This window comes from Burkholderia stagnalis, assembly GCF_039848545.1.
Lineage (GTDB): Bacteria > Pseudomonadota > Gammaproteobacteria > Burkholderiales > Burkholderiaceae > Burkholderia > Burkholderia stagnalis.
This window is the reverse complement of record NZ_CP156686.1, coordinates 2,012,655-2,037,502: the sequence shown is the minus strand read 5'-3', so window position 1 is coordinate 2,037,502 and position 24,848 is coordinate 2,012,655. Positions and strand designations below refer to the sequence as shown.

The window sequence follows — 24,848 nt, the reverse complement described above, 5'->3', positions numbered from 1 at the left end:
CCATGTTCGATATCCACGTGATTTCACTGGCCGGATCGCCGCGCCGCGCGTCGATCGCGCGTGCGATGGCGGCGCGCGGCGCCGCGTACCGCATCGAGGACGCGTTCGACGCGCGCCGGCTCGATGATCACGCGTTCGCGGCGATGACGGATCGCGACCGCGCGATCGCGCGCTACGGCCGCCCGCTCAGCCGTGGCGAGATCGGCTGCTTCCGCAGCCATCGGTCGGTGTGGGCGCAGGTCGTGCGCGCCGGACGCGACGCGATCGTGCTCGAGGACGACGCGCTGCTGGACGGCGCGTTCTTCGACGCCGTGCTGCCGGCATCGGGGCGCGCGCTCGCGGCGCAAGCCGATCTCGTGCTGCTCGGCCGCTCGAAGCTCGCGCGCCGGCATGCCGCCCGCACGTACCTGCATGAGCCGCTGAAGCGCGCGGCCCGCGTGGAGCGCCTGCGCATCGGCGTGCCGTTCAAGCAGTGGACCAGCGGCTCGGTCGGCTACTGGATCAGCGTGGCCGGCGCGCGCAAGGCGCTGGCCCATACGGACGGCGCGATCGGCACGCTGCTCGACGACTGGCCGTGGCACCGCGACCACGGCGGGCTGCGCATCGCCGAATTGCGCCCGTACGTCGTCTGGGAAGCGTTCGACGCGATGCCGAGTTCGATCGAGTCGGGCCGCGCGGCGTTGTCGGCGCGGCGTCATGTCCTTCACGAGGCGGCGCTCGTGCCGCTGCGGGCCGTGCGCCTGGGCTGCCGATGGCTTGCCGTCGCGACCCTGGCCGCGACGGCCTCGCGCAATCGCCTGTTTCCGCACCATGAATAACAGCCCCGCCATGTCATACGGGCCGCGCCCGATTCCGGTCGTCGCGCAATCCGCGTCGCGCACCGCCGCGACCCTCGCGTGGGCGGCGCTCGTCATCGGTCTCGGATTGTCGCCGCTGGGGGATTTCCTGTCCGTCTACGCGGCCAAGGGCGCCGCGACGCAAGGTGCCGACGCGCGCGTGTCGCTGCTGCTGCGCGGGATGATGATCGCCGGGCTGATGGCCGCGCTGCTGTCCGGCTGCCGGGTGAGCCTGGCCGGGCTGCGTCGCACGATCCTGTTCGCGTTCGTGCTGTGCGCGACGCTCGGCTCGTTCGTGCTCGGCGCGCTGACCGGGCACGAACTGCTCGAACAGATGGTGTTCGCGCTCAAGGTCTTCACGTTCTTCGTCTATCCGGCGGCCATGCTGATGTTGAGCGACCGGCGTCTCGCGCAGATCGAGTCGGTGGTGTTCGTGTCGCTGCTGGTCTACGGGCTGTCGATCGTGATCGGCGCGTCGCTGTCGATCGACATGTTCCGCAGCTACCAGGCGGACACGCAGATCCGCTCGGGCTACAAGGGCATCATCTACGCGCAGAACGAAGCCGCGGCGCTCGTCGTTGCCGCGATCGGCTTCGGCTACCTGCATGCGCTGCTGCGCGGCTGGACGTGGCGCAGCGTGGCGCTGGTCGCATGCATGCTCGTCGCCGCCGCGCTGACCGGCACGAAAGGGGCGATGCTCGGCGCGCTGGGCGTGACGTGCGCGTATCTCTATGCGCGTCACAACGCGCTCAAGGCGAGCGGATACGCGGGCGTCGCGCTGCTGGTGCTGGGGGGCGCGGCGGCGGGTGCGTACCTGTTCATCCCGAAGGTCACCGCGGCCGTCGACCTGAGCCTGCGCTACTTCGAATACCGGGGCGGCCGCATCGGCAACGACAAGGTCCTGACGCTGCTGCTGTCGGGGCGAAACCTGAAATTCGCGAACGTGTGGGCCGATCTCCAGCAGAACCACTACATCGCGCTGCTGACCGGCGGCCATCCGGTGGTGCGCTACATGGTGGAGATCGACGTGCCCGACCTGATCCTGGCATTCGGCTTCCCGATCTTCGTCATGTATTTCGCGTCGCTGACGCGCGTCTTCGTGTGCGGCGGCCAGCACCGCAACGCGAACCGGTTCGGACGGCTGTTCTTTTTCGTGCTGATCGCGATGGCGTCGTCGGCGGGGCACGTGCTCGGGTCCGCCGTCGTCAGCCCGTACCTGGCGTTGATCGCGGTGATGATCCGCCGCGCCCGGCGGCCCGTGCGCGATGCAGCTTCCCATTCACCGAGCATCTGATTCACGACCATGAAAGTAACCATTATCGGAACCGGCTACGTGGGCCTGGTGACCGGCGCCTGTCTCGCGGACATCGGCAACGAGGTGCTGTGCATCGACGTCGATCGCCGCAAGATCGACATCCTGCTTGGCGGCGGCGTGCCGATCTACGAGCCCGGCCTGCAGGACATCATCGCGCGCAATCGAGCGGCGGGGCGCCTGACATTCTCGACCGACATGGATGCGGGCGTCGCCCACGGCGACGTGCTGTTCATCGCGGTCGGCACGCCGCCCGACGACGACGGCTCGGCCGATCTCACGCACGTGCTCGCCGTGGCGCGCGACATCGGCCGGCGGATGCGGGGGTTCAAGGTCGTCGTCAACAAGTCGACGGTGCCGGTCGGCACGGCGCAGCGCGTGACCGACGTGATCGCGGCCGCGCTGACGGACCGCAATGCGCGCCACGCGTTCTCGGTGGTCTCCAATCCGGAGTTTCTCAAGGAAGGGGCGGCGGTCGAGGATTTCATGCGCCCCGACCGGATCGTGATCGGCAGCGGGACCGACGAAGCGGGGCTGCGCGCGCGGGAACTGATGCGCGAGCTGTATCTGCCGTTCAACCGCAATCACGACCGCACGCTGCATATGGACGTGCTGTCCGCCGAATTCACGAAGTACGCGGCCAACGCGATGCTGGCGACGCGCATCTCGTTCATGAACGAGCTGGCCAATCTCGCCGAACGGATCGGCGCCGACATCGAGGCGGTGCGCCGGGGCATCGGCTCCGACCCGCGGATCGGCTACGACTTCCTGTACGCCGGCGTGGGCTACGGCGGCTCGTGTTTCCCGAAGGACGTCAACGCGCTGCGGCATACGGCCCGCGAATACGGCTATTCGATGGCCATTCTCGAAGCGGTCACGTCGGTCAACGACCGCCAGCGCGCGGTCATGCTGGACAAGATCTTCCGCCGGTTCGGGCGCGACCTGACGGGGCGCGTGTTCGCGGTATGGGGCCTCGCGTTCAAGCCGAACACGGACGACATGCGCGAGGCGCCGAGCCGGCCGATCATCGCGGCGCTGCTGCGGCACGGCGCGACGATTCGCGCGCACGATCCGGTCGCGATCGCCGAAGCGCGCCACGCGTTTGCGCGCGACCTCGCGGACGAGCCGGCCGCGCACGCGCGCCTGTCGTTCGTCGACGAGCAGGACGCGGCGCTGTGCGACGCCGATGCACTGGTCACGCTGACCGAATGGAAGTCGTACCGAAGCCCGGATTTCGACGCGCTCGTCGCGACGATGAAGGCGCCGACGATCTTCGACGGAAGAAACCTCTACGAACCGGGGATTCTCAAGCGCTCGGGCATCGAATACCACGGTATCGGCCGAGGGCGTTGAACGATGGGGCGCATGGTCTCAGGGGAGGGCAAGATGCCGGATGCCATGTTGCATGTGCTTCATGTCGGCCCGAAGCAGCCCGGCGGAATCAACTCGGTGCTGCGCGAGCTCGACGCCCGGCGTGACGCGTTCGGCCGCCACGGCATCGCGTTCTCGTTCTTCGAGACGCGCGGCTTCAAGCGCATGCGCGATCGTGCGCTGTTCGTGGCGGTCGATGTTCCGCGATTCCTGATGGTGCTGTCGGGGCCGGTGGACGTCGTGCACTTTCATGTGGCGGTGCGGGGGTCGTTCTACCGCAAGTACGCGCTGTTCGTGCTGGCGCGGATGCTTGGCCGCAAGACGGTCATTCACATGCATTCCGGCGAATTCGACCCGTTTTTCAGGCAGTCGCCCGGCATCGGGCAGGCGATCGTCAGGCATTTCGTGCGTCGCGCGCATGCCGCGATCGGCGTGTCGCGGGCGACCGGGGCCGAGCTGGCCGCGCACGGCAAGCGCACCGGTGCGCTGTACGTGATCGGCAATGCGGCGCACGCCGCAGAGGCGGCGGGTGGCCCGGCAACCGACGACGCGCCGGGCCGGCGGCCGTACATCGCATTCGTCGGGAAGCTGACCGTGCTGAAGGGCGTCGACGATCTGCTGGCGGCGCTGTCGATTCTGAAGCGGCGCGGATGCGACGTGGAGCTGCGGCTCGCGGGAAGCGGAGACCTCGACGCATGGCGTGGCCGCGCCGCCGCACATGACGTCGCCGACGCGGTGCGCTTCATGGGCTGGCTCGACGGCGACGCGAAGTTTGCGTTCCTGCGCGATGCCGGCCTGTTCTGCATGCCGAGCCATTTCGAGTCGTTCGGGATCGCGACGCTGGAAGCGATGCTGTGCGGGCTGCCGGTGGTGGGCACCCGCCTCGGCGGCTTCCTCGACCTGGTCAGGGAAGGCGAGACGGGTTTCCTGGTGGAGCCGCGCGACCCGGTCGCGCTGGCGGATCGCATCGGCGCGCTGGTGGCCGACCGCCCGCGTGCGAAGGCGATGGGCGCGGCGGGCCTGGCCCATGCGCGTGCCTGCTATTCGACCCAGGTCATTACTGGCCGGTATGTGGATGTTTATCGCGATCTGCGAAATTCGGGGGGCGGCATGCCTGGTGTATCGAGAATGGATAGCCGATGATGAAGAAGAAAATACTGCTGGCATGTTCTCACGGCGGGCATTACGTCCAGTTGTCGCTGCTGGTGTCCGCATTTGCGGACCATGAGATCGTCTGGGCCGTTTCCGGCAACAAGACACTGCAGGCCGGCAACGACGGATACCGGCTGATCGACGCCAACAAGCAGACGCCGGTCAAGCTGGTTGCGCTGGCCTGTCAGGTGATCAGGATCCTGGCGCGCGAGCGGCCCGACATCGTGGTGTCGACCGGCGCCGCGCCCGGCCTGTTCGCGGTCGTGTTCGGCAGGATGCTGGGCGCGAAGACGGTGTGGATCGACAGCATCGCGAATTCGGCCCGCTTGTCGCTGTCCGGGCGGATCGCGCGCCACTTCGCCAGCGAAACGTTGACCCAGTGGCAGCATCTCGAAACGACACGTGTGCGGTATTGGGGAGGCGTCGTATGATCTTGCTGACCGTGGGCACGCAAAAACCGTTCGATCGATTGATCCGGCTCGCCGATGCATGGGCCGAGCACCACCCGAATGTCAATATCTACGCGCAGACATGCGATGGCGCCGCCTATATTCCGAGAAACATGAAGCACCGCGCTTTCCTGTCGAAGGAAGAGATCGATGCGTTGTCCGCGAGGGCGACGCTGATCGTCTCGCACGCCGGGATGGGCAGCATCCTGACGGCGCGGCGGCTGCGCAAGCCGATCGTCGTCGTGCCGCGCGAGCATCGCCTGAACGAACACCGCAATGACCATCAGATCGATACGGCGCGCAGCCTGGACGGGTTGCCGGGCATGCACGTCTGCTGGCGCGACGGCGATTTCTCAACCGTCGTCGAGGCCGCGCTCGGGGAGTCGGGCAGCGCGTATCCCGAACCCGGCGGCGAGCGCTCGCTCGATCTCGTCAGGAAGCTTGCAAACTGGGTGGATTCGCAGTGACCGGGGTGCGGTGGCGCGCGGCATGCGATGCCGGAACCGCATCAAGCGATCGGCCGCCGGGTGGAGGCCGAGTGTTGTCGAGGGTGATCGAAAGGAGGCGAGAATGAACGACAAGAACGGGAAGCCTTTCTGGTTGCGACGCGCGGCATCGGTGCTCGGGCTGGCGTGCGTGCTGTCCACGGCCCATGCGGCGGGACCGTCGAACGAACTGCGCGCGGGCGACTATCGCCAGGTCTATGCGACCGACTATCGCACCCGGTTCGGCGAACTGCTGATCCAGGCGCCGAATTCGACCGACGTCACGGCGGCCAGCGACCCCGTGGCGCCCGGGCGGCGGGCGATTCGCGTGGAAATGCGCCGCAGCGAGAATTTCTCGCGAGTGGCCAACGGGTCGCCGCGCGCCGAGTTCACGTTGCCGCGAGACGTCTACCTGTCTCCCGGGCACGAATACCTGATCCGCTGGCGCACCTACCTGCCGCGCAATTTCGCGTTCGACCTCAAGCAGATGGAGATCATCACGCAGATCCACCAGAGCGGGCTCAGCGGCCCGCCGCCGTTCATGCTCACCTTGACCGGCGCGCAATATACGCTGTCGGTGCGCGGCGGCGCGAATACCGCGCACGGCTCCGGCATCGCCATGTGCTGCGCGGCCGACGATCGCGGCAAATGGGTCGACTGGGCGCTGCAGTATGCGCCGGACGCGAGCGGCCGGACGGCCGTCACGCGGCTCTGGAAGAACGGGGTGATGCAGTTCAGCGGCGACGGGCTGCCGAACGCGTATCCCGGCGACCTGTATGCGTACCTCAAGTTCGGCGTCTACAAGCCGGGCTGGCTGCACGAGCCGACGGACGTCGATTTCATCCAGCTGTACTTCGGCGAGGTGTCGCTGGCAGCCAAGAAGAGCGGCCGCTAGCGCGCGACGCGCGCGGCGGGACGAGATGCCGTATCCGGTGCCCGTACAATTCCGGAATCGAATCCGCCGCGCGTATCGCCATGCCCCTCCTCCCCACCACCGCCACCGCCCCCTTCTGCCCGTCGGAAGTGAAGGGCAGCATCACGATCGACGCCGCCGCGTCCCGCCGCGCGAAGCTCCGGCGCTTCTTCGGCCCGGGCCTGCTGGTCGCGATCGGCTACATGGACCCCGGCAACTGGGCCACCGACATCCAGGCCGGTTCGCAGTTCGGCTATGCGCTGCTGTGGGTCGTCGCGTGCTCCAGCCTCGCCGCGATCTTCCTGCAGATGCTCGCCGCGCGCCTCGGCCTCGTCGCCGGCAAGGATCTCGCGCAGGCCAGCTATGACCGCTACGGCCCGGTCGGCCGGGTCGTCCAGTGGCTCACCGCCGAAGTGTCGATCATCGCGTGCGACATCGCCGAAGTGCTCGGCTGCGCGCTTGCGTTCAAGCTGCTGCTCGGCGTGCCGATCGCGTGGGGCATCGTGCTGACCGCGCTCGACACGATGATCGTGCTCGGCCTCCAGGGCAAGGGCTTCCGCCAGATCGAGGCGATCGTGCTCGGGCTGATCGGCACGATGGCGTTCTGCTTCGTCGCGCAGGTCGCGATGATGCCGCCCGACTGGCACGCGGTGGCCCGCGGCCTCGTGCCGGGCGCGCCCGGCCACGACCGCAAGGATGCGATCGTGCTCGCGCTCGGCATCGTCGGCGCGACGATCATGCCGCACAACCTTTACCTGCATTCGTCGGTCGTGCAGACGCGGCGCGTGGTCGGCGGCGCGCGCGGCACGATCCGCGACACGCTCGCGCTGGTGCGCATCGACACCTTCGTGTCGCTGTTCGTTGCGATGCTGGTCAACGCGGCGATCCTGATCCTCGCGGGCGCCGCGTTCCACGCAACCGGCCAGACTGCCGTGACCGACATCGAGCAGGCGTACCGGCTGATCACGCCGATCGCCGGCGGCGCGGCCGCGCTGCTGTTCGGCATCGCGCTGCTCGCGTCCGGGCAGAGCTCGACGCTGACCGGGACGATCGCCGGCCAGGTGATCATGGACGGCTTCCTGCACATGAAGATCCCGTGCTACCAGCGCCGGCTGATCACGCGCGCGCTCGCGCTGGTGCCCGCGCTGATCGGCGTGCTGTGGCTCGGCGACGGCGCGGTCGGCCAGCTGCTCGTCTGGAGCCAGGTGCTGCTGAGCCTGCAGCTGCCGTTCGCGATGTGGCCGCTGATCCGCTCGGTCAGCGATCGCAAGGAGATGGGCGAGCACACGATCGGCCCGTGGATGCAGGCCGCCGCGTGGACGCTGTTCGCGCTCATCACCGGCACGAACCTGCTGCTGATCACGGGCGCGATCGGGTGACGCGGGCGGGCGCGCGCCGCCGGTCATCAGCGCGGCCTATGACCGGCCATAACGAATATTCATTTCATCGATCGACGGCATTCGCGTACGCTGTCCGGGCGTCGGTTGCCGCGGCGTCGAATCAATTACAGGAGCGGGACAGATGACAGTGGCTTCCTCACGCCTCACCGGCAAGTGCGCGTACATCACCGGCGCCGCGGGCGGCCTCGGCCGCGCGATCGCGCGCCGCATGGTCGAGCAGGGCGCGCGGGTATTCCTCACGGATGTTGCCGACGCGGCGGTGCTCGACGCGTTCGCGCAGGAGCTGAACGCGGGCCACGCGGCGCCGGTCGCGTTCGCCGCGACGCAGGACGTGCGCGACGACGCACGCTGGCAGGCGCTGCTCGCGCAGGCGAACGACGCGATGGGCGGCCTGTCGGTGCTCGTCAACAACGCGGGCGTCGGCTCGATCGGCGCGCTCGACCAGCTCGAGCTGAAGGAATGGCGGCGCGTGATGGAGATCAACGTCGAGAGCATCGTGCTCGGCTGCAAGTACGCGCTGCCGTACCTGAGCGCGAGCCGGCCCGCGTCGATCATCAACATCTCGTCGGTGGCCGCGTTCAAGGTGGAACCCGAGTTCACCGCGTACAACACGTCGAAGGCGGCGGTTGCGTCGCTGACCAAGTCGATCGCGATCGACTGCGCGCGCAAGGAGCTCGACGTGCGCTGCAATTCGATCCATCCGGCGTTCATCCGCACGGGGATCGTCGAGCCGCTGTTCAAGCAGCTCGGCGAGCGCGACGCGACGCGCCGGCTCGCGCGCGGCATCCCGATGCGGCGCCTCGGCGAGCCGGACGACGTCGCGCATGCGGCCGTGTATCTCGCGTCCGACGAGAGCCGCTTCGTGACGGCCGCCGAACTGGTGATCGACGGCGGCATGTGCGCGGTGTGACGCGCGCGCTTCGCCCGGGCACGCCGGTGTCGCGCCCGGCCTGACATTCATGGAGGAGAACATCGTGTCGACGCCCGTCAATCGTCAACTGCTGCTGAAGACGCGCCCGCAAGGGCGCGTGGGCCGCGAACATTTCTCGCTGGTCGAGACGCCGGTGCCGGCGCTCGCCGACGGCGAGATCCTGGTGCGCGTGCTGTACCTGTCGATGGACCCGACCAACCGCGTGTGGATGAGCGACGTGCCGCAGTACCTGCCGCCCGTCGCGATCGGCGAGGTGATGCGCGCGCTCGGCATCGGGCGCGTGGTCGAGTCGCGCGCGGCGGGGTTCGCGCCGGGCGATCTCGTGCAGGGGCTCGTCGGCTGGCAGGACTATGCGGTCGTGCCGGCCGAGCAGGCCGCGCAGTTCGTGAAGCTGCCCGCGCAGTCGGGCCTGCCGCTGCCGACGCTGCTCGGCGCGTGCGGGATGAGCGGGCTGACCGCGTATTACGGCCTGACCGAGATCGCGCCGGTGCAGCCGGGCGAGACGCTCGTCGTGTCGGCCGCGGCCGGCTCGGTCGGGTCGATCGCCGGGCAGATCGGCAAGATCCACGGCGCGCGCGTGGTCGGCATCGCGGGCGGGCCGGACAAGTGCCGCTACCTGACGGAGACGCTCGGCTTCGACGCGGCGGTCGACTACAAGGCCGACGATTTCCGCGAGCAGCTGAAGGCGGCGACGCCGGACGGCGTGCACGTGAACTTCGAGAACGTCGGCGGCGAGGTGATGCGCGCGGTGCTGTCGCGGATGGTGATCGGCGGGCGCGTCGCGCTGTGCGGCGTGATCGCGAATTACAACAGCGGCCGCGCGGCCGACGACGTCGGCGTGCTGATCTCGAAGCGGCTGACGATGCGCGGCTTCCTGATCCTCGACTACCGCAAGAGCCGCGAGGCCGTGCAGACGCTGGCCGGCTGGCTGCGGGACGGCCGCCTCAAGGCCGAGGAAACCGTCGCGGACGGGCTCGAGAATGCGCCCGACGTGCTGAACCGCCTGTTCGACGGCGATCACCGCGGCAAGCTCGTGCTGCGGGTCGATCCGCAGGCGTAGGCGGGCGACCGACTGTCAACGATCGTCATGTCGACGCGTAGTCCGATTCCAGGAATCCATTTTTCAGACTAGTCCGATATCTTGCCCTGACGCATCTCCGTACAGTGAATGCCCACATACGAGGCGGCACGACGCGAGCGTCGCGCCGCCGTTTTCGAGGCGTTGGCGGAAGGAGGGCGAGGGATGCGGACGACATGGCAGCGGAACGCGACGGCAATCGCGCGCGCAACGGGCGCGGCGTGCATCGCGTGCATGGCGTTCGGCGCATCGGGCGCATGGGCGGCGGAACGGCACGCAGCGGGCGGCGTGGTGCGATTCTCGGGGGCGCTCGTCGATCGATACGACGTGACGCTCGTGGCGCCGTCCGGCGCGGTGCGTCACGATGCGCGCGGCGCGTCGGCTGACGTGACGTTCGATGCGCATGACCGGCAACTGCCGGGCGCACGCGTCGTGCTGGCCGACGCACACGGGGCGCCGCTGAGCGTGCAGCCGGGCGCGGATATTCGTGCGACGTGGCGCGATGCGGCCGGTCAGCGGCATGAGCTGCCGCGGCCGGACGGCGCGTATCGGGTCGGGCCGTATGGCGGAACGATGACGGTGGCCGCGTCGGATGCGGACGCGGCCGGCCCGGTCGTGATGAAGATTCTCCATCCGTGACGGATGGGCGGCGGCGGCCCTGTCAGGGCCGCGCCCATTACTCGCCCTGTTCGCCGCGCGCGAAGATATCCCAGCTGGCCATGAACAGCGCGGCGATCAGCGGCCCGATCACGAAGCCGTTGATGCCGAACAGCGCCATCCCGCCGAGCGTCGAGATCAGCACGACCCAGTCGGGCATCTTGGTGTCCTTGCCGACGAGGATCGGCCGCAGCAGGTTGTCGACGAGCCCGATCACGCCGACGCAGAACGCCACCAGGATCACGCACTTCCAGATCTCGTCGTTCATCAGGAAATAGATCGCGGCCGGCACCCAGACGAGGCCCGCGCCGATCGCGGGCAGCAGCGACAGGAACGCCATCAGCGAGCCCCACAGCACCACGCCCTCGATCCCGAGGATCCAGAAGATCAGCCCGCCGAGCATGCCCTGCACGAGCGCGACCGCGATGTTGCCCTTCACGGTCGCGCGCACGACCGTCGTGAACTTCGACAGCAGCAGCTGCTTGTGCTCGTCGTCGAGCGGCAGCGCGCGGCGCACGCGGCGGCCGATCTCGCCGCCGTCGCGCAGCAGGAAGAACACCATGTACAGCATCACGCCGAAGCTGATCACGAACTGGAACGTGTTCTGGCCGATCACGTAGGCCTGGGCCGCGACGAACTGGCTGATCTGCGCGGCGCCGTCGGTCAGCTTCTTCTGGATGCCGGGGAGATTGGTCAGGCCGTACTTCGCGAGCAGCCGCTGGATCGACGTCGGCAGCGCGTGGATGATGTCCTGGTAGTACTGCGTGTAGTTCGGCTGTGCGGTCTTGATCTCCTGGTATACGTACGCGATTTCCTGCGCGAGCGTCGCGGCGACGAACACGAGCGGCAGGATCACGATCAGGATGATCAGGGTCATCGTCAGGAGTGCGGCGAGATTGCGCCGCTTGCCGAAGCGCGCGGCCAGCCAGCGCTGCACGGGCTGGAACAGGATCGCCAGGATGGTGCCCCAGAAGAGCGCGCCGAAGAACGGCGTGAGGATCCAGCAGAGTCCTACGGTGACGACGAACAGCAGCAGGTGGAAGAATTTTTGGTGGTCGTTTCCGCTAACCATGGTGGCATTCGCGTGAGGGTGAAATCTGGAAGCCCGGCGCACGGCCGGGACGGCTCGAACCGGAGTATGCCCGCAAAGCCGCGTCAGTCATAGGTGCCGGGGCGGCGCACGCGCGAAAACGCCGCGGCCGAAGCCGCGGCGTTGCCGGAAAGCGAACACGGCGCACGGCCGCGTCGCGTCAGAGGTCGAGCTTCGTGACCTTCGTGCCGTTCACCGACAGGTCGCCCATCAGGCCCGCGTTGGTCAGCACCAGCACCTGGACCGGCGCGGTGGCCGTGGTCGTGTCGACCGCGCCGTTCGCGCCCACCTTGACGACCGCGACCGACGCGTCGGCGCCGGCCGACCAGCCGTCCCGCTTGCGGAACGTGTCGAGCGCATCCTGCGTCATGAACAGGAACACGATCGCCTTCGACTGCGCGCCGGCCTGCAGGCCGACCGACAGCGACGACGTGTTGTAGTAGCCGACCGTGCTGCCGCCGACGCGCAGCGCGCCGTTGCCGGACTGGCCACCGATGATCAGGCCGGCCTGCAGCACATTCGGGAACACCAGCACGCCGCGCGATTTCCCGACCAGTTCGCGCGAGCCCGGCACCGTCGAATAGAGGCGCGACAGCGTCGCGTTCACGTTTGCGTCGATCGATTCGCGCTTCGATGCGCTCGCGGCGGCGGGCGGGTTCTTGTCGGGCGTGGTGGTGCAGCCGGCGAGGGTGAGACCGCCGAGCACGACGGCGGCAGCAGCTTTCATGACGAGCGTCTTATTCATGCTTGTTCTCCTTCGTTGTCTGGTTGAGCGTGGCGGGATGCCGGGGGATCAGCGGCGGGCGAGCAGCAGGCCCGCGACGAATGCGACGCCGGCGACCACGCCCGCGGTTTGCCACGGGTTGTCGTGCACGGCCTGCGACACGCGTTCGGCGGAATCGCGCAGCCGGGCGGCCGCGGAATGCGACGCGAGGTCGAGCGTGCTGCGCGCCTCGTCGAGACGCGCCTGCACGCGCTTGCGCAACGCGGCGATATCGCCGTCGCCGTCGTTCTTCAGCAGATCGTCGAGTTCGTCGACGAGTTCGCGCAGATCGTCCTGCACGTCCGCATGCAGGTCGCGCGCGGCGGCCCGGGTGTGGCGTCCCATGCGGCGGCCGGTGCGCCGGATGTCGGACAGGCCGCGGTCAAGCTTGTGTTCGAGCGAGTCGGTGAGCGCCATGATCATCATCCTCCTTGTGAAGATAAGAAGAATCGCTGCAATCTGTGTGATTCGCGCAGTGCGGGGGAGTTTCGAGGCAAGCTTTCAGTTTCGTCGGAGTACCGGCCGGAAAGCCCCGCCAGGCTTGGCCGACAGCGGGAGGATTTTTTTTCTCCGCCGGTGCGGTTTTGTTGTAAATGGCGCGGGCGCGTGCCGGGCCGTGCGCTTGGCGCAGGTAAATGTGACGCGATTTGTAAGGTATGCCGGTAATTTCGGCGCTTCGCATGTTTGCCCGCGGGCGCGCAGCGAAGGGCGCAGCCGATCATGCGCGGCCGCGCGTGCGCCACACAGCCGTGCCGACGGCGGCTGCCGCGAGCGTGGCGAGCAGCCCGGCGTCCGCGCTGCTGCCCGCGCTCGTCGGGCCGGCAGCGGCTGCGCCGGTCGTGTTGCCATCCGGCGTGGGCGGCATATCGCGCTCCGCGAGCGAGAGATCGATTACGACCGGATCATGGTCCGACGAGCGGTACGAATCCGGCGCGTAGTAGCTGGATTGCTGCTCCGGTGTCTTGTAATCCAGTGCGTATTGCAGCGCGATCGGTTCGTCCGCGTTGATGTGCCAGTAGTGCACGGCCTTCACGCGAGCCGCGAGCGCCGGTGTCGCAAGCGCGTGATCGAGGTAGCCGGCCTCGCCGCCGTATACGTAGCTGTACGCCTCGTCGCGGAGCCAGCGCGCGGCGAGATTCACGTAGCCGCGTGCTTCGAGTGCGCGGATCGGGTCTTCCTTCGCATAGCTGTTCAGGTCGCCGATCAACAGCATGCCGTCGGCCGCGGCGCCCGTCGGCGTGGCCGCGAGCCAGTCGGCGATGCGTTCGGCTGCGCGCGTGCGCGCTGCGTTCCAGCAGCCCTGGCCGTCCGCCTGGTCGAGATCGGCGCCGCTCGCGTGCGGGCAGTTCTTCGATTTCAGGTGATTGACCGCGACCGTGACGGCATGCGTGCCGCCGATGCGCCGGAACGTCTGCGCGAGCGGCTGGCGGTTCAGGCTGTCGAGCGCGAGCGTGGCCGCGCGCCCGGCCGGCTCGACCGTGCGGCTGTCGTAGAGCAGCGCGACCGCGATTGCGTCGCCGCCGAGGTGCGGCGTGTCCGGCTCGACCACGCGCCAGCTGTCGCCGAGCTGTGCGGCGAGGCGCCGTATCGCGCTCGCGTCGCCGTAGCCGTTGTTCGCGATCTCCATCAGGCCGATCACGTCCGCGCGCAGCGCACGCAGTGCCGCGACGATCTTCGCTTCCTGCCGGGCGAACGCGGCCGGCGATCTCGCGCCGCGGTTGGCGGGATCGTCGAAGCCGCCGCCGTGCCCGTCGCCGTTGAAGTAGTTGAACACGTTGAACGACGCCACTCGCAGATCGGCCGCGGCGTGCCGCGCGGGCGCGCCGGTGCGCGGATTGCCTGCAGGCTGGAATACGGGCGGCGGCGCACCCGGCACCGGCTGCAGCCGCCATGTATCGTGACGTATCTCGAGCACGCCTTCGACGCCGCGCACCGTATAGCCGGCGCGCAGCGTGTTCGCGGCGCTCAGCGCGGGGGGCGGATAGGGCGCGGTGGCCGGATTCTGCCGGCTGGAGCCGTCGTCGAGCACGATCCGGTTGCGCGCGTTCACGTCGGCCTGCGCAGCGGCCCGGGCCGGCTCGACGAGGTGGGTCGGCGTGCGCAGCCGGCCGTTGCTGAGCGCGATGCTGCCGTAGCGCCCGAGTTCGTAGGTGTCGCTGACCGTCAGCGTCTGCGGCAGCCGCACCAGCATCCCTTCGTAGGCGGCGAACGCGGACGCGGTGTCGACCGGCAATGTCAGCGTCGCGGGTGTGACGGCCTGCCCGCGCGCGCAGACGGCGATGCCGCCCGACAAAGTGAGCTGCGTCTGGCCGAATTTCTCGTCGACCCTGCCGGTCACATGGACGAGGTCGCCGGCCGAGGCGCGCACCTTCGGCGCATAGACGAACAGGCCTTCCGACACGCCGGGGCGGTGCTGGCGCTGCGCATCGGCCTGCTGGACGAAGAACCCGCCGAAGCCGTCGGCGCCCCCGAACTCCGCGGTGACGACGGCTTCGATCGACGTCGTCTGCCCGGCCAGCGGCGATGGGCCGCTGCCGCCCTGGATATCGGCGATCCGTGTCGTCGCGCCGCCGCAGCCGGCGCTGACGGGCGGCGCGGCCGCGAGCGCCGCGGGTGACATGGCGAGTGAGACGGCCAGGGAGAGGGACGGCAGCAAGCGGCGCATGGGCGGACCCGGATGAAAAGAAAATGAAAGGTGTCGGGCGCATGGTGACAGCAAACCGTCATGAAATGACCGGAACTGGCCGTTCGGCCAAGGGGTGGCCGGCGGCCCGCGCCGGGTATCGTGCGCATTCGTGTGATTCCCGGGAGCGTGTGCATTGACCGACATTCGTCCCGCGACAGCGACATGCCCGGCGCCCGGCGGGAACGGCATGCGGCCCGATCGCGGCTGGCTGGCGATCTGCGTGCTCGTGCTCGGCCTGCAGTGCCTGCCGCCGCCGCTGCGCGAGGCGCTCGTCCATGACCGCGCGGCGATCGCGGCCGGGCAAGCGTGGCGCATCGTGACCGGGCAATTCGTGCATCTCGGCTGGGCGCATGCCTCGCTCGATGCTCTGCGTGCCTTGCCGCGTGCGCATGGCTTGCCGGGCGTGACGCGGGCGGCGTGCGCACGATCGCCGTGCTTGCGTGCGCAACCGGCGGATGGCTGTGGTTCGGTGCGCCGCAGTTCACGCGTTACGCGGGCCTGTCGGGCGTCGTCTACGGCGCGGCGGCCTGCGCGCTGATGGCGGCGGCGGCCCGACGGATTCCGGCGGGGATCGCGCTCGCCGCGCTCGTCGCGCTGGCCGTGCGGGTCGGCTGGCAGGGGTTGCACGGTGCGCAGGTTGCGCACACGGCGTGGCTCGGCGGCCCGGTCGCGCCGGCCGCGCACACTGCAGGCTGGGTCGCGGGCATGGCGTGGGCGGGCACGCTGGCGTGGTGGTCGAGGCGCCGTCGGGATAGATCGAATGGCCGAATGGACCGCCGCGCGCCGCCGGCCCAGAATAGCGGCTCATCGACGGCGCACGCGCGAGCGGCGCGCCGGCACCGCGCCCGCGCGGCCCCACCACCCGATCATCCAGAGGAGAACTTCATGGCGTACATGCTGTTGATTGTCGAGCCGACCGGCCAGCGCGCCGAGCGCACGCTGGCGGAAGGGCAGGCGCTCTACGCGCGGATGCAGGATTTCGCCGCGGGGCTGAAGGCGCGCGGCGTGCTGCGCGCGGTCGAGTCGCTCGAGTCATCCGAGCGCGGCACGCGCGTGCAGGTGCGCGACGGCGAGACGCGCCTCATCGACGGGCCGTTCGCGGAAGCGAAGGAAATGGTCGGCGGTTTTTTCCTCGTCGACGTCGACACACACGCGCAAGCGCTCGAGATCGCGCGCCAGTGCCCGGCCGCGCAGTGGTGCACGGTCGAGGTTCGCGCGGTCGGCCCGTGCTTCCTCTGATCGTCAGGGGCTAGGTATTTACCCTGATTTTTGTGCCATATGTCGATCCGGCCACAATTCGCGCGTCGTTCGAGTAAGGCGCCGATGAGCCGGCGTCTCCGACAATCGAAACCAGGAGCGAACGATGCGATTCATGATCATGGTGCGGGCGAATGCGGTCAGCGAGTCCGGCGCGGCGCCGGACAACCGGCTGGTCGAGGTGATGACGACCTATCACGAGGAACTGGCGAAGGCGGGCGTGCTGCTCGACGCGACGGGCCTGCTGCCGAGCGCGCAGGGCTGGCGCGTGCGCTACGTGGGCGGCAAGGGCAAGGTGCTCGACGGCCCGTTTGCCGAAACCAAGGAACTGATCGCCGGCTACACGCTGATCCAGGTCCGCTCGCGCGACGAGGCGCTCGAATGGTCGCGCCGCTTCCCGGCGCCGTTCGGGGCGGAGATGGCGTGCGAGATCGAGGTGCGCCAGCTGATGGAGCTGGACGATCTCACGCCGAGCGACGCGGTCGAGCGGTTCCGCGAGCTCCGGGCCGATCTCGGCCTCTCCACCTGAGCGCAACGCGACGAGGAGCACACGTCATGCACAAGCAGATCTTCATCAACCTGCCGGTGGCCGACCTGCCGCGCGCGCAGGCGTTCTATACGGGGCTCGGCTTCGAGGTCGTGCCCGCGTACACGAACGAGCAGGCCGCCTGCATTCGAATCAGCGACACGATCTTCGCGATGCTGCTGGTCCGGCCGTTCTTCCAGACCTTCACCGACCGGACCATCGTCGATCCGGCCACGCACGTGCAGGTGCTGCCGTGCCTGTCGTGCGACAGCCGCGATGCCGTCGACGCGGCCGTCGCGAAGGCGCGCGCGGCGGGCGGCACGACGCCGCGGCCGCCGCAGGAGTATCCAGGGATGTACGGCCATGCGTTCGCCGATCCGGATGGCCACGTGTGGGAGCTGATGTACGTCGAGCAGGACGCAACCGCGGCCGGGCAGGCGTCGTGACGCACGCGGCCACGCACCGTGCGATCGAGGCCGTCTGGCGGATCGAGGCGCCGAAGATCATCGCGCGGGCCGCGCGGGTGGTGCGCGACGTGGGCGTCGCGGAGGAGCTGGCGCAGGACACGCTCGTCGCGGCGCTCGAGCACTGGCCCGTCGACGGCGTGCCGGACAACCCGGCGGCCTGGCTGATGACGGCCGTGAAGCGCCGCGCGCTCGACCGGGTTCGCCAGGAAGCGCTGCATGCGGCGAAGCGCGGCCAGCTCGGCCATGAACTCGACGCGCTCGACGCGCACGTGGTGCCCGACATCGCGGATGCATTCGCGGAGGCGCGCGACGACGACATCGGCGACGACCTGCTGCGGCTGATCTTCACCGCGTGCCACCCGGTGCTGTCGACGGATGCGCGCGTCGCGCTCACGCTGCGGCTGCTCGGCGGGCTGACGACAGGCGAGATCGCACGCGCATTCCTCACGCCCGAGCCGACGATCGCGCAGCGGATCGTGCGCGCGAAGCGCACGCTCGCGGCGGCGCACGTGCCGTTCGAGGTGCCGGCCGCCGACGCGCGGCCGGCGCGGCTCGCGTCGGTGCTCGAGGTGATCTACCTGATCTTCAACGAAGGCTACGCGGCCACGGCGGGCGACGACTGGACGCGCCCCGCGCTGTGCGACGAAGCGGTGCGGCTCGGCCGCGTGCTCGCCGGCCTCGCGCCGGACGAGAGCGAAGTGCTCGGCCTCGTTGCGCTGATGGAGTTGCAGGCGTCGCGGATGCACGCGCGCACCGACGCGCAGGGGCGCCCGGTGCTGCTGCTCGAACAGGATCGCAGCCGCTGGGATCCGCTGCTGATCCGGCGCGGCCTCGCGGCACTCGATCGCGCGGCGAAACTCGGCGGCGTGCGCGGGCCGTATGCGCTGCAGGCGGCGCTCGCGGCCTGTCATGCGCGCGCGCGGCAGGCGTCGGACACCGACTGGGCGCTGATCGTCGCGCTGTACGACGCGCTCGCCGAGATCGCGCCGTCGCCCGTCGTCGAGCTGAACCGCGCGGTGGCGGTGGGCATGGCGTTCGGGCCGGCGGCGGGGCTCGAACTCGTCGACGCGCTGCGCGACGATCCGGCGCTCGCGCGCTATCACTGGCTGCCGAGCGTGCGCGGCGACCTGCTCGCGAAGCTCGGCCGCGCCGACGAGGCAAAAGCGGAGTTCCGCCGCGCCGCGGAGCTGACCCACAACGCGCGGGAGCGCGAATTGCTGCTCGAGCGTGCGACGGACGCATGAAGTGAAGTGCGCGGCGTCGCGGCGCGCCAGCGGGCGAAATGCCGGCGAGCCCGAGCGGGCCGGGTGAGATGGCGATTGCGGTGTGCAATTCGCCACGCCATATGCAACATGAAGTCGGCAGGGGTCGGCCATTCGGACGTATTCCGTCATTCGGGAAATTCGTCGCATTGCTCGATGCGTGCTGCTGTTCGGCCGTGTCTCCACGGGAGCGGCAGCGCGCCCAGCCACGCAGGGCAGCACGATGCGCGGTGAGTCGACGCGCAGGAGATCGGTCGATGCTTTGATGGGTTCAAGTAAATGTCCTAATTTTCCGATTAAAAAGAATGAGACTAGTAAGAATTTAATGTTGGAGTGTTGTTTTTAATTGAAGTTAGATAATTTGATTTCGCATAATCATCGCTTGATTGACGCATCGCGAGATTGGCGGAATTTAAGTGTTAAGGATATTTAACAAAAATGATGATGCGCTGATCAGGGTCGCCAATGTGCACCGCATGGGCCGGTTCGGCGGTCACGCGCATCGCACGTGTCGTCGCGCGGCCTGGTGCGATTCGATCGCGCCAGTCGTTTTGCGGGGTTCATCATGCGGACGGTGAACGCCGGGCGCGTGCTGTGCGCCGTGAATCTGCTGACGTTCGCCGTTGCCGCAGTCGCGCAGGCACCCCAGTCCGGTGTACAGCCGCAGAGTGCGCAGCGCCATCAGGCCCAGCAACTCGACGAGCTCAGGCAGCAGGTGCTCGACCAGCCGGACGTGCTGTCCGCGAAACCGTCGAGCGAATCCGGCGCGTTGCGCTTTCCTGCGGAAACGCCGTGTTTCGACATTCACGAAATCGAATGGCGCGGCGCCGACGCATTCCCGTGGCTGCGTGATGCCGTCCCGCTCGAACACGCATGCATCGGACAGAACGGATTGCGCATGCTGCGCGAATGGGTCGGGCAGCGCCTCGTCGCGCGCGGCTACATCACGTCGCTCGTGAGCATTCCGCCGCAGGATCTGTCGACCGGACGCCTCATCATCGAGGTGCTGCCCGGCCGCATCGGCGCGATCGACGATGCGCGCGGCCGCATCGGCTGGGCGCCCATCGTGTTTCCGCGCGGCACGCACGCATTGCTGAACGTGCGCGATCTCGATCAGGCGCTCGAGAACGTGCGCCGCCTGCCCGGTCAGTCGGCCGCCGCGTTCGACTTGGTTCCGGGCGCGTCGCTTGGCGACACCGACATCGTCGTCCGGCATCCGGACGATGCGCGCCGCGTCCGCTTCGTCGCGACCGCCGACAACGGCGGGCTCGATGCCACCGGCCGCAACCAGCTCGGCGCGATCGTCGCGATCGATTCGCCGCTGGGGCTCTACGATCAATTGATCGTCACCTACAACACCGACGCCGCGCTGCGCAACAAGTCGCTCGGCTCGCAAGCGAAAAGCGCGGCATGGAACGTGCCGGTCGGATATGCGTCGTTCTCGCTCGGCATCAGCGAGTGGACGAGCCGGCAGACGCTGGCGTCCGAACTGCCGGGCGAGGTCATGCCGCCGCTCGTCCAGCGGACCCGCCGCTACGAAGCCGGCGTGAGCTACGTGCCGTATCGCTCCGGTCACGGCAAGACGACGCTGCGCTTCAGGCTCGCACGCCGCGAGGACCGTTCGTGGTTCGGTCCCGTCGAGCTCGACGTGTTCCGCCACGACATCGTCAGTTATGAAGTGAGCGCGGCGCATCGCGAGAAACTCGCGCATGCGACTGTCGACGCGAGCATCGGCATGCGCGCGAGCCTTGCCGGGCTGAGCGCCTTCCCCGGGCGCGTCAACGGCCGGCCCGAATGGGACGGCCGCTATCGCGTGTACAGCGCGACGCTCGGCGCCGACGCGCCGTTCCGGATCGGCGCGCGCCCGTTCGGCTATCGCGGATTCCTCCAGCTTCAGTACGCGCCCGGCGCGCTTCCATCGACCGAATACCTGCAGATCGGCGGCCGCTACACGGTGCGCGGCTTCGACGGCAATCAGACGCTCGCCGGCGACAGCGGCTGGTTCTGGCGCAACGAACTGGCGGCGCCGTTGTTCAGCTCGCACGAGGCCTATGTCGCTCTCGACGCCGGCGCGGTCACGGGCGTGGGCTCGCGCGAAGGTGCGGGCCGGGACGGGCGCACGTTGATTGGCGCCGCGTTCGGCGTGCGCGGTGGCTACCGGATGCTCGGCTACGACGTTGCGCTCGGCGTGCCGCTTCGCAAGCCCGGCGCGCTGCAAACCGCGCGACCCACGCTCGACGTTTCGCTCACTGCGCGTTTCTGATCGTTGCGGGCGCGCCGCGCCCGCCGTACGTCACGGGGGAGTAGCCATGTAAGCACGCACGCTCGTTCGCCATCGGCGCGGCTTGTGCCACGCCACTTCATTCATTTTCTGGAAACCGAAAAGACCATGAAAAATCAACAACACTATCCGCGCCACCGCGCGGCGACGCCGTTCGCGCGCACCGCGCTCGCTGCGGCGCTGACGGTCGCGATGCCGATCCTTGCGATGCAGACCGCGTCTGCGCAACCGGCGCTCGTAGCGGATCCGTCCGCGGCCAACCGCCCCGGTCTCGGCGTCGCGTCGAACGGCACGCCGATCGTCGACATCAACGCACCGAATGCCGCCGGCATTTCGACCAACCGCTTCCTCGACTACAACGTCGGCTCGAGCGGCCTCGTGCTGAACAACAGCGTGGGCCGCACGAACACGCAACTGGCAGGCAGCATCGACGGCAACGCGCAACTCGGCGGCCGTTCGGCACAGGTGATCCTGAACCAGGTGACGGGCGGCAATGCGTCGATGCTGGCAGGCGCGACCGAAGTCGCGGGGCAAAACGCGCGCGTGATCGTCGCGAACCCGAACGGGATCAGCGTGAACGGCGCGAGCTTCATCAACGCGAACCGCGTGTCGCTCGTCGCGGGCACGGTGGAGCTGGATCAAAACGGCGGCATTACGCAGTTCCGGACCAAGGACGGACACATCGCCATCGACGGCGATGGCCTCGACGCGAGCAGTCAGGACCGGCTGGACCTCGTATCGCGCACGCTCAAGGTGAACGCGGCCGTGCAGGCGAAGAAGCTGGTCGCGGTCGCGCAAGAGGGGGTAGCGGCGATCGAGCGTCCTAACCTGGAGATATTCAAGGCATCGCCGGATAGCGGGGCGGTCGATGTCGCGATCGATGTATCGAAGCTCGGCAGCATGCACGCGGATTCGATCATGATGCGCGGCGCATCCGCTGGCGTTGGCGTGAACGTCGCCGGCAAGGTTGAGGCGCTGACCGGCGAGATCAAGCTGATGTCGGACGGCAAGATCCAGGTGTCGGCGGACGGGCGCCTGGCTGCGGCCGGCGAAGTGTCTGCTTACGACAAGCTGCAGAATGCCGGCACGATTACCGGCAGCAAGTTGACTTTGATGAAGGACGTCGCGAACACGGGCACCTTGCGCGCCGACGGAAAGCTCGTTGCGATGGCTGATGTGAACAACAGCGGATCGATTTACGGCCGTAACGGCGTCGACATCGTGGGTAACCTCCATCAGGAAGCGCCAGGAGTCGTCGGGGCCAACGGTAAGGTGTCGGTGTTGGGAAAGACGACCGGCTCCGGAACGATCGGCGAAAACATGACGAATCCGCCGGTGAATCCGGAACCGCCGGTCGCGGAAACGAAGCCGCCGGTTGACCCGGAACCGCCGGTTGCGGAAACGAAGCCGCCGGTGAACCCGGAACCGCCGGTTGCTGAAACGAAGCCGCCGGTGAATCCGGAACCGCCGGTCGCGGAAACGAATCCGCCGGTGAACCCGGAACCGCCGGTTGCCGAAACGAAGCCGCCGGTTGACCCGGAACCGCCGGTTGCGGAAACGAGGCCGCCAGTTGACCCGGAACCGCCGGTTGCTGAGACGAAGCCGCCGGTGAACCCGGAACCGCCGGTTGCGGAAACGAATCCGCCGGTTGACCCGGAACCGCCGGTCGCGGAAACGAAGCCGCCGGTTGACCCGGAACCGCCGGTTGCGGAAACGAAGCCGCCGGTGAACCCGGAGCCGCCGGTTGCGGAAACGAAGCCGCCGGTGAACCCGGAACCGCCGGTCGCGGAAACGAATCCGCCGGTTGACCCGGAACCGCCGGTCGCGGAAACGAAGCCGCCGGTGAACCCGGAGCCGCCGGTCGCGGAAACGAAGCCGCCGGTTGACCCAGAACCCCCGGTCGCCGAAACGAACCCGCCGGTAAACCCGGAACCGCCGGTCGCCGAAACGAAGCCGCAACTCGTCGTCGACCCGAACGCGGCCGACCGCCCGGTCGTCAAGTCCGCGGCGAACGGCACGCCGATCGTCGACATCGCCGAGGCAAACAACGCCGGCATCTCGCACAACCGGTTCCTCGACTACAACGTCGGCGCGGCCGGCCTGGTGCTGAACAACAGCGTGGCCGGCGCGCATACGCAACTGGCGGGCGACATCGGCGGCAACGCGTTGCTCAACGGCCGGTCGGCATCGATCATCCTGAACCAGGTAACGGGCGGCAACGCGTCGGTGCTGGCAGGTACGACCGAAGTCGCCGGGCAAAGCGCGCGCGTGATCGTCGCCAACCCGAACGGGATCAGCGTGAATGGCGGCAGCTTCGTGAACGCGAACCGCGTATCGCTCGTCGCGGGAGCGACGGAGTTCGACGGACAAGGCAACATCGCGCGCTTCCGGACCGACGACGGCCGTATCGCGATCGAGGGCGCCGGGCTCGATGCGCACGGCATGGATCAGCTCGATCTCGTGTCGCGCGGCCTGAAGGTCGATGGAGCGGTACACGCGAAAAAGCTGGTCGCGGTCGCGCAGCAGGGAACGGCGGCAATCGAGGGCGCGAATACGCAGATCGTGTCCGGGCCGGCGAACGGCGTGACGCCGGACGTGGCGATCGACGTATCCGAGTCGGGCAGCCTGCATGCGGATGCCGTCACGCTGGTCGGCACATCGGCGAAAACCGGCGTCAGGATCGCCGGCACGGTCGATGCGCCGGCGGGCAGCCTTTCGCTCGCATCGAGCGGCACGGCCCGGATCGAAAGGAGCGGGCGTGTGCAGGCCGGCACGCTGGCGATCCAGGGCGGGCTCGATAATGACGGCGCCGTCAGCAGCAATACCGTCGACGTGGCGGGGAACCTCGGCAACGGCGGTTCCATCCGGGGCGGCGACGTTCGTGTGTCAGGCAACGTCGACAACCGGGGGGAGATGGGCAGTGAACGCGCGCTCGAGGTCATGGGCTCGCTGAACAACGACGGCACTGTCCGGGGCGGCAACGTCAAGGTGGCAGGCAATGTCGTCAACCAGGGATCGGTGACGAGCGGCGGCGCGCTCGACCTCATGGGCCACTTGACCAATAACGGCGGCGCCAGCATGGTGGACGGCCGCGACGTTCAGGTCATGGGCAACGTCGCCAACCAGGGAACGGTGAACGGCGACGGGTCGCTGAAAGTCAACGGCTCGTTGAACAACGACGGCACTGTCCGGGGCGGCAACGTCAAGGTGATGGGCAACGCCGTCAACCGGGGATCGGTGAGCAGCGACGGCGCGCTCGGCATCATGGGCAACCTGACCAATAACGGCGGCGCCAGCATGGTGGACGGCCGCGACGTTCAGGTCATGGGCAACGTCGCCAACCAGGGAACGGTGAACGGCGACGGGTCGCTGAAAGTCAACGGCTCGTTGAACAACGACGGCACTGTCCGGGGCGGCAACGTCAAGGTGATGGGCAACGCCGTCAACCGGGGATCGGTGAGCAGCGACGGCGCGCTCGGCATCCTGGGCAACCTGACCAATAGCGGCGCCGGCAGCGTGGTGGACGGCCGCGACGTTCAGGTCATGGGCAACGTCGTCAACCAGGGCGCGGTGAACGGCGACGGCTCGCTGAAGTTCGTGGGCTCGCTGACCAACAATGGCACCGTCCGCGGTGGCGACGTCCAGGTGACGGGCAATACGACCAACAACGGCGAACTGCGTGGGGAACGCACGGTCTTCACGACGGGCAACGTAACCAACCACGGCATGTTGCACGGTGGCAACTCGGTATTCGTGATGGGGCGCCTGTACAACGGGTTGTTCGGCGTCACGAGCAGCTACGGCAACGTGTCCAGCATGGTCCGGATGTCGGGGCCGGGGCAGGTCGTCAGCAACATGGCGCGCCGGTAGGCTGCCGGGACGCAGGCCGTCGGCGTGACCGCGTCTTGGGCCGATAGGGCCACGCGGTAAAT

General features: G+C 68.5%; 21 protein-coding genes. 17 read left to right on the top strand and 4 right to left on the bottom strand.

Annotated elements, in window-relative coordinates:
• Positions 1–2 precede the first annotated feature (2 nt).
• The 11 genes from ABFO07_RS25820 (at position 3) to ABFO07_RS25770 (ending at position 10,566) form a co-directional block, all read left to right on the top strand.
• On the top strand, positions 3–818 hold the full coding sequence (locus ABFO07_RS25820; RefSeq protein WP_060013917.1) for a glycosyltransferase family 25 protein: 816 nt from the start codon (positions 3–5) through the stop codon (positions 816–818).
• Positions 811–2,130, top strand: coding sequence for an O-antigen ligase family protein (locus ABFO07_RS25815; protein ID WP_230961543.1), 1,320 nt, complete (start codon positions 811–813; stop codon positions 2,128–2,130). The genes ABFO07_RS25820 and ABFO07_RS25815 overlap by 8 nt, the downstream gene beginning before the upstream one ends.
• Before the next feature lie 9 nt (positions 2,131–2,139).
• On the top strand, positions 2,140–3,501 hold the full coding sequence (locus ABFO07_RS25810; protein WP_322228614.1) for a UDP-glucose dehydrogenase family protein: 1,362 nt from the start codon (positions 2,140–2,142) through the stop codon (positions 3,499–3,501).
• A 45-nt stretch (positions 3,502–3,546) separates the two neighbouring features.
• Positions 3,547–4,662, top strand: coding sequence for a glycosyltransferase family 4 protein (locus ABFO07_RS25805; protein ID WP_347468780.1), 1,116 nt, complete (start codon positions 3,547–3,549; stop codon positions 4,660–4,662).
• Positions 4,659–5,102 (top strand): glycosyl transferase, encoded by a 444-nt coding sequence (locus tag ABFO07_RS25800; RefSeq protein WP_347468779.1) that lies wholly within the window; start codon positions 4,659–4,661, stop codon positions 5,100–5,102. The genes ABFO07_RS25805 and ABFO07_RS25800 overlap by 4 nt, the downstream gene beginning before the upstream one ends.
• Complete coding sequence (locus tag ABFO07_RS25795; protein WP_059810552.1) at positions 5,099–5,587, top strand: glycosyltransferase; 489 nt, start codon at positions 5,099–5,101, stop codon at positions 5,585–5,587. The genes ABFO07_RS25800 and ABFO07_RS25795 overlap by 4 nt, the downstream gene beginning before the upstream one ends.
• A gap of 103 nt (positions 5,588–5,690) precedes the next feature.
• Complete coding sequence (locus ABFO07_RS25790) at positions 5,691–6,500, top strand: polysaccharide lyase (protein ID WP_060028035.1); 810 nt, start codon at positions 5,691–5,693, stop codon at positions 6,498–6,500.
• A gap of 80 nt (positions 6,501–6,580) precedes the next feature.
• Positions 6,581–7,897 carry an Nramp family divalent metal transporter gene (locus ABFO07_RS25785; RefSeq protein WP_060150194.1) on the top strand — a complete coding sequence of 439 codons (1,317 nt, stop codon included), beginning with the start codon at positions 6,581–6,583 and terminating at the stop codon, positions 7,895–7,897.
• 142 nt (positions 7,898–8,039) lie between these two features.
• Positions 8,040–8,828, top strand: coding sequence for an SDR family oxidoreductase (locus ABFO07_RS25780; protein ID WP_059566202.1), 789 nt, complete (start codon positions 8,040–8,042; stop codon positions 8,826–8,828).
• A gap of 64 nt (positions 8,829–8,892) precedes the next feature.
• Positions 8,893–9,909: an NADP-dependent oxidoreductase gene (locus ABFO07_RS25775; protein ID WP_060158391.1), complete on the top strand. Its 1,017-nt coding sequence runs from the start codon at positions 8,893–8,895 to the stop codon at positions 9,907–9,909.
• 183 nt (positions 9,910–10,092) lie between these two features.
• Positions 10,093–10,566, top strand: coding sequence for a hypothetical protein (locus ABFO07_RS25770; protein WP_060013855.1), 474 nt, complete (start codon positions 10,093–10,095; stop codon positions 10,564–10,566).
• Between the two features lie 37 nt (positions 10,567–10,603).
• Here ABFO07_RS25770 and ABFO07_RS25765 read toward each other — a convergent pair whose 3' ends face one another.
• From ABFO07_RS25765 to ABFO07_RS25750, 4 genes are all read right to left on the bottom strand, one after another.
• A complete protein-coding gene (locus tag ABFO07_RS25765) occupies positions 10,604–11,656 on the bottom strand; it encodes an AI-2E family transporter (protein WP_059566200.1) in 1,053 nt (350 codons plus the stop codon).
• A 178-nt stretch (positions 11,657–11,834) separates the two neighbouring features.
• Complete coding sequence (locus ABFO07_RS25760) at positions 11,835–12,419, bottom strand: BPSL1445 family SYLF domain-containing lipoprotein (protein ID WP_059566199.1); 585 nt, start codon at positions 12,417–12,419, stop codon at positions 11,835–11,837.
• A gap of 48 nt (positions 12,420–12,467) precedes the next feature.
• Positions 12,468–12,854, bottom strand: coding sequence for a DUF883 family protein (locus ABFO07_RS25755; RefSeq protein WP_059566228.1), 387 nt, complete (start codon positions 12,852–12,854; stop codon positions 12,468–12,470).
• A gap of 301 nt (positions 12,855–13,155) precedes the next feature.
• Entirely contained in the window at positions 13,156–15,102 is a 1,947-nt protein-coding gene (locus ABFO07_RS25750; protein ID WP_347468777.1) for an ExeM/NucH family extracellular endonuclease, read from the bottom strand.
• Between the two features lie 906 nt (positions 15,103–16,008).
• Between ABFO07_RS25750 and ABFO07_RS25745 the strand changes: the two genes are divergently transcribed.
• The 6 genes from ABFO07_RS25745 to ABFO07_RS25720 all read left to right on the top strand — a co-directional run bounded on the left by ABFO07_RS25745 (position 16,009) and on the right by ABFO07_RS25720 (position 24,786).
• Positions 16,009–16,362 (top strand): YciI family protein, encoded by a 354-nt coding sequence (locus ABFO07_RS25745; protein ID WP_059566196.1) that lies wholly within the window; start codon positions 16,009–16,011, stop codon positions 16,360–16,362.
• Between the two features lie 124 nt (positions 16,363–16,486).
• Entirely contained in the window at positions 16,487–16,909 is a 423-nt protein-coding gene (locus ABFO07_RS25740) for a YciI family protein (protein WP_059884383.1), read from the top strand.
• Between the two features lie 26 nt (positions 16,910–16,935).
• Positions 16,936–17,352, top strand: a complete 417-nt coding sequence (locus ABFO07_RS25735; protein WP_059566194.1) for a VOC family protein — start codon at positions 16,936–16,938, stop codon at positions 17,350–17,352.
• Positions 17,349–18,617: an RNA polymerase sigma factor gene (locus tag ABFO07_RS25730; protein ID WP_060352042.1), complete on the top strand. Its 1,269-nt coding sequence runs from the start codon at positions 17,349–17,351 to the stop codon at positions 18,615–18,617. The genes ABFO07_RS25735 and ABFO07_RS25730 overlap by 4 nt, the downstream gene beginning before the upstream one ends.
• 583 nt (positions 18,618–19,200) lie before the next feature.
• Positions 19,201–20,898, top strand: a complete 1,698-nt coding sequence (locus tag ABFO07_RS25725) for a ShlB/FhaC/HecB family hemolysin secretion/activation protein (RefSeq protein WP_347468774.1) — start codon at positions 19,201–19,203, stop codon at positions 20,896–20,898.
• Between the two features lie 126 nt (positions 20,899–21,024).
• Positions 21,025–24,786, top strand: a complete 3,762-nt coding sequence (locus ABFO07_RS25720; protein WP_347468773.1) for a filamentous hemagglutinin N-terminal domain-containing protein — start codon at positions 21,025–21,027, stop codon at positions 24,784–24,786.
• Positions 24,787–24,848: the final 62 nt, after the last annotated feature.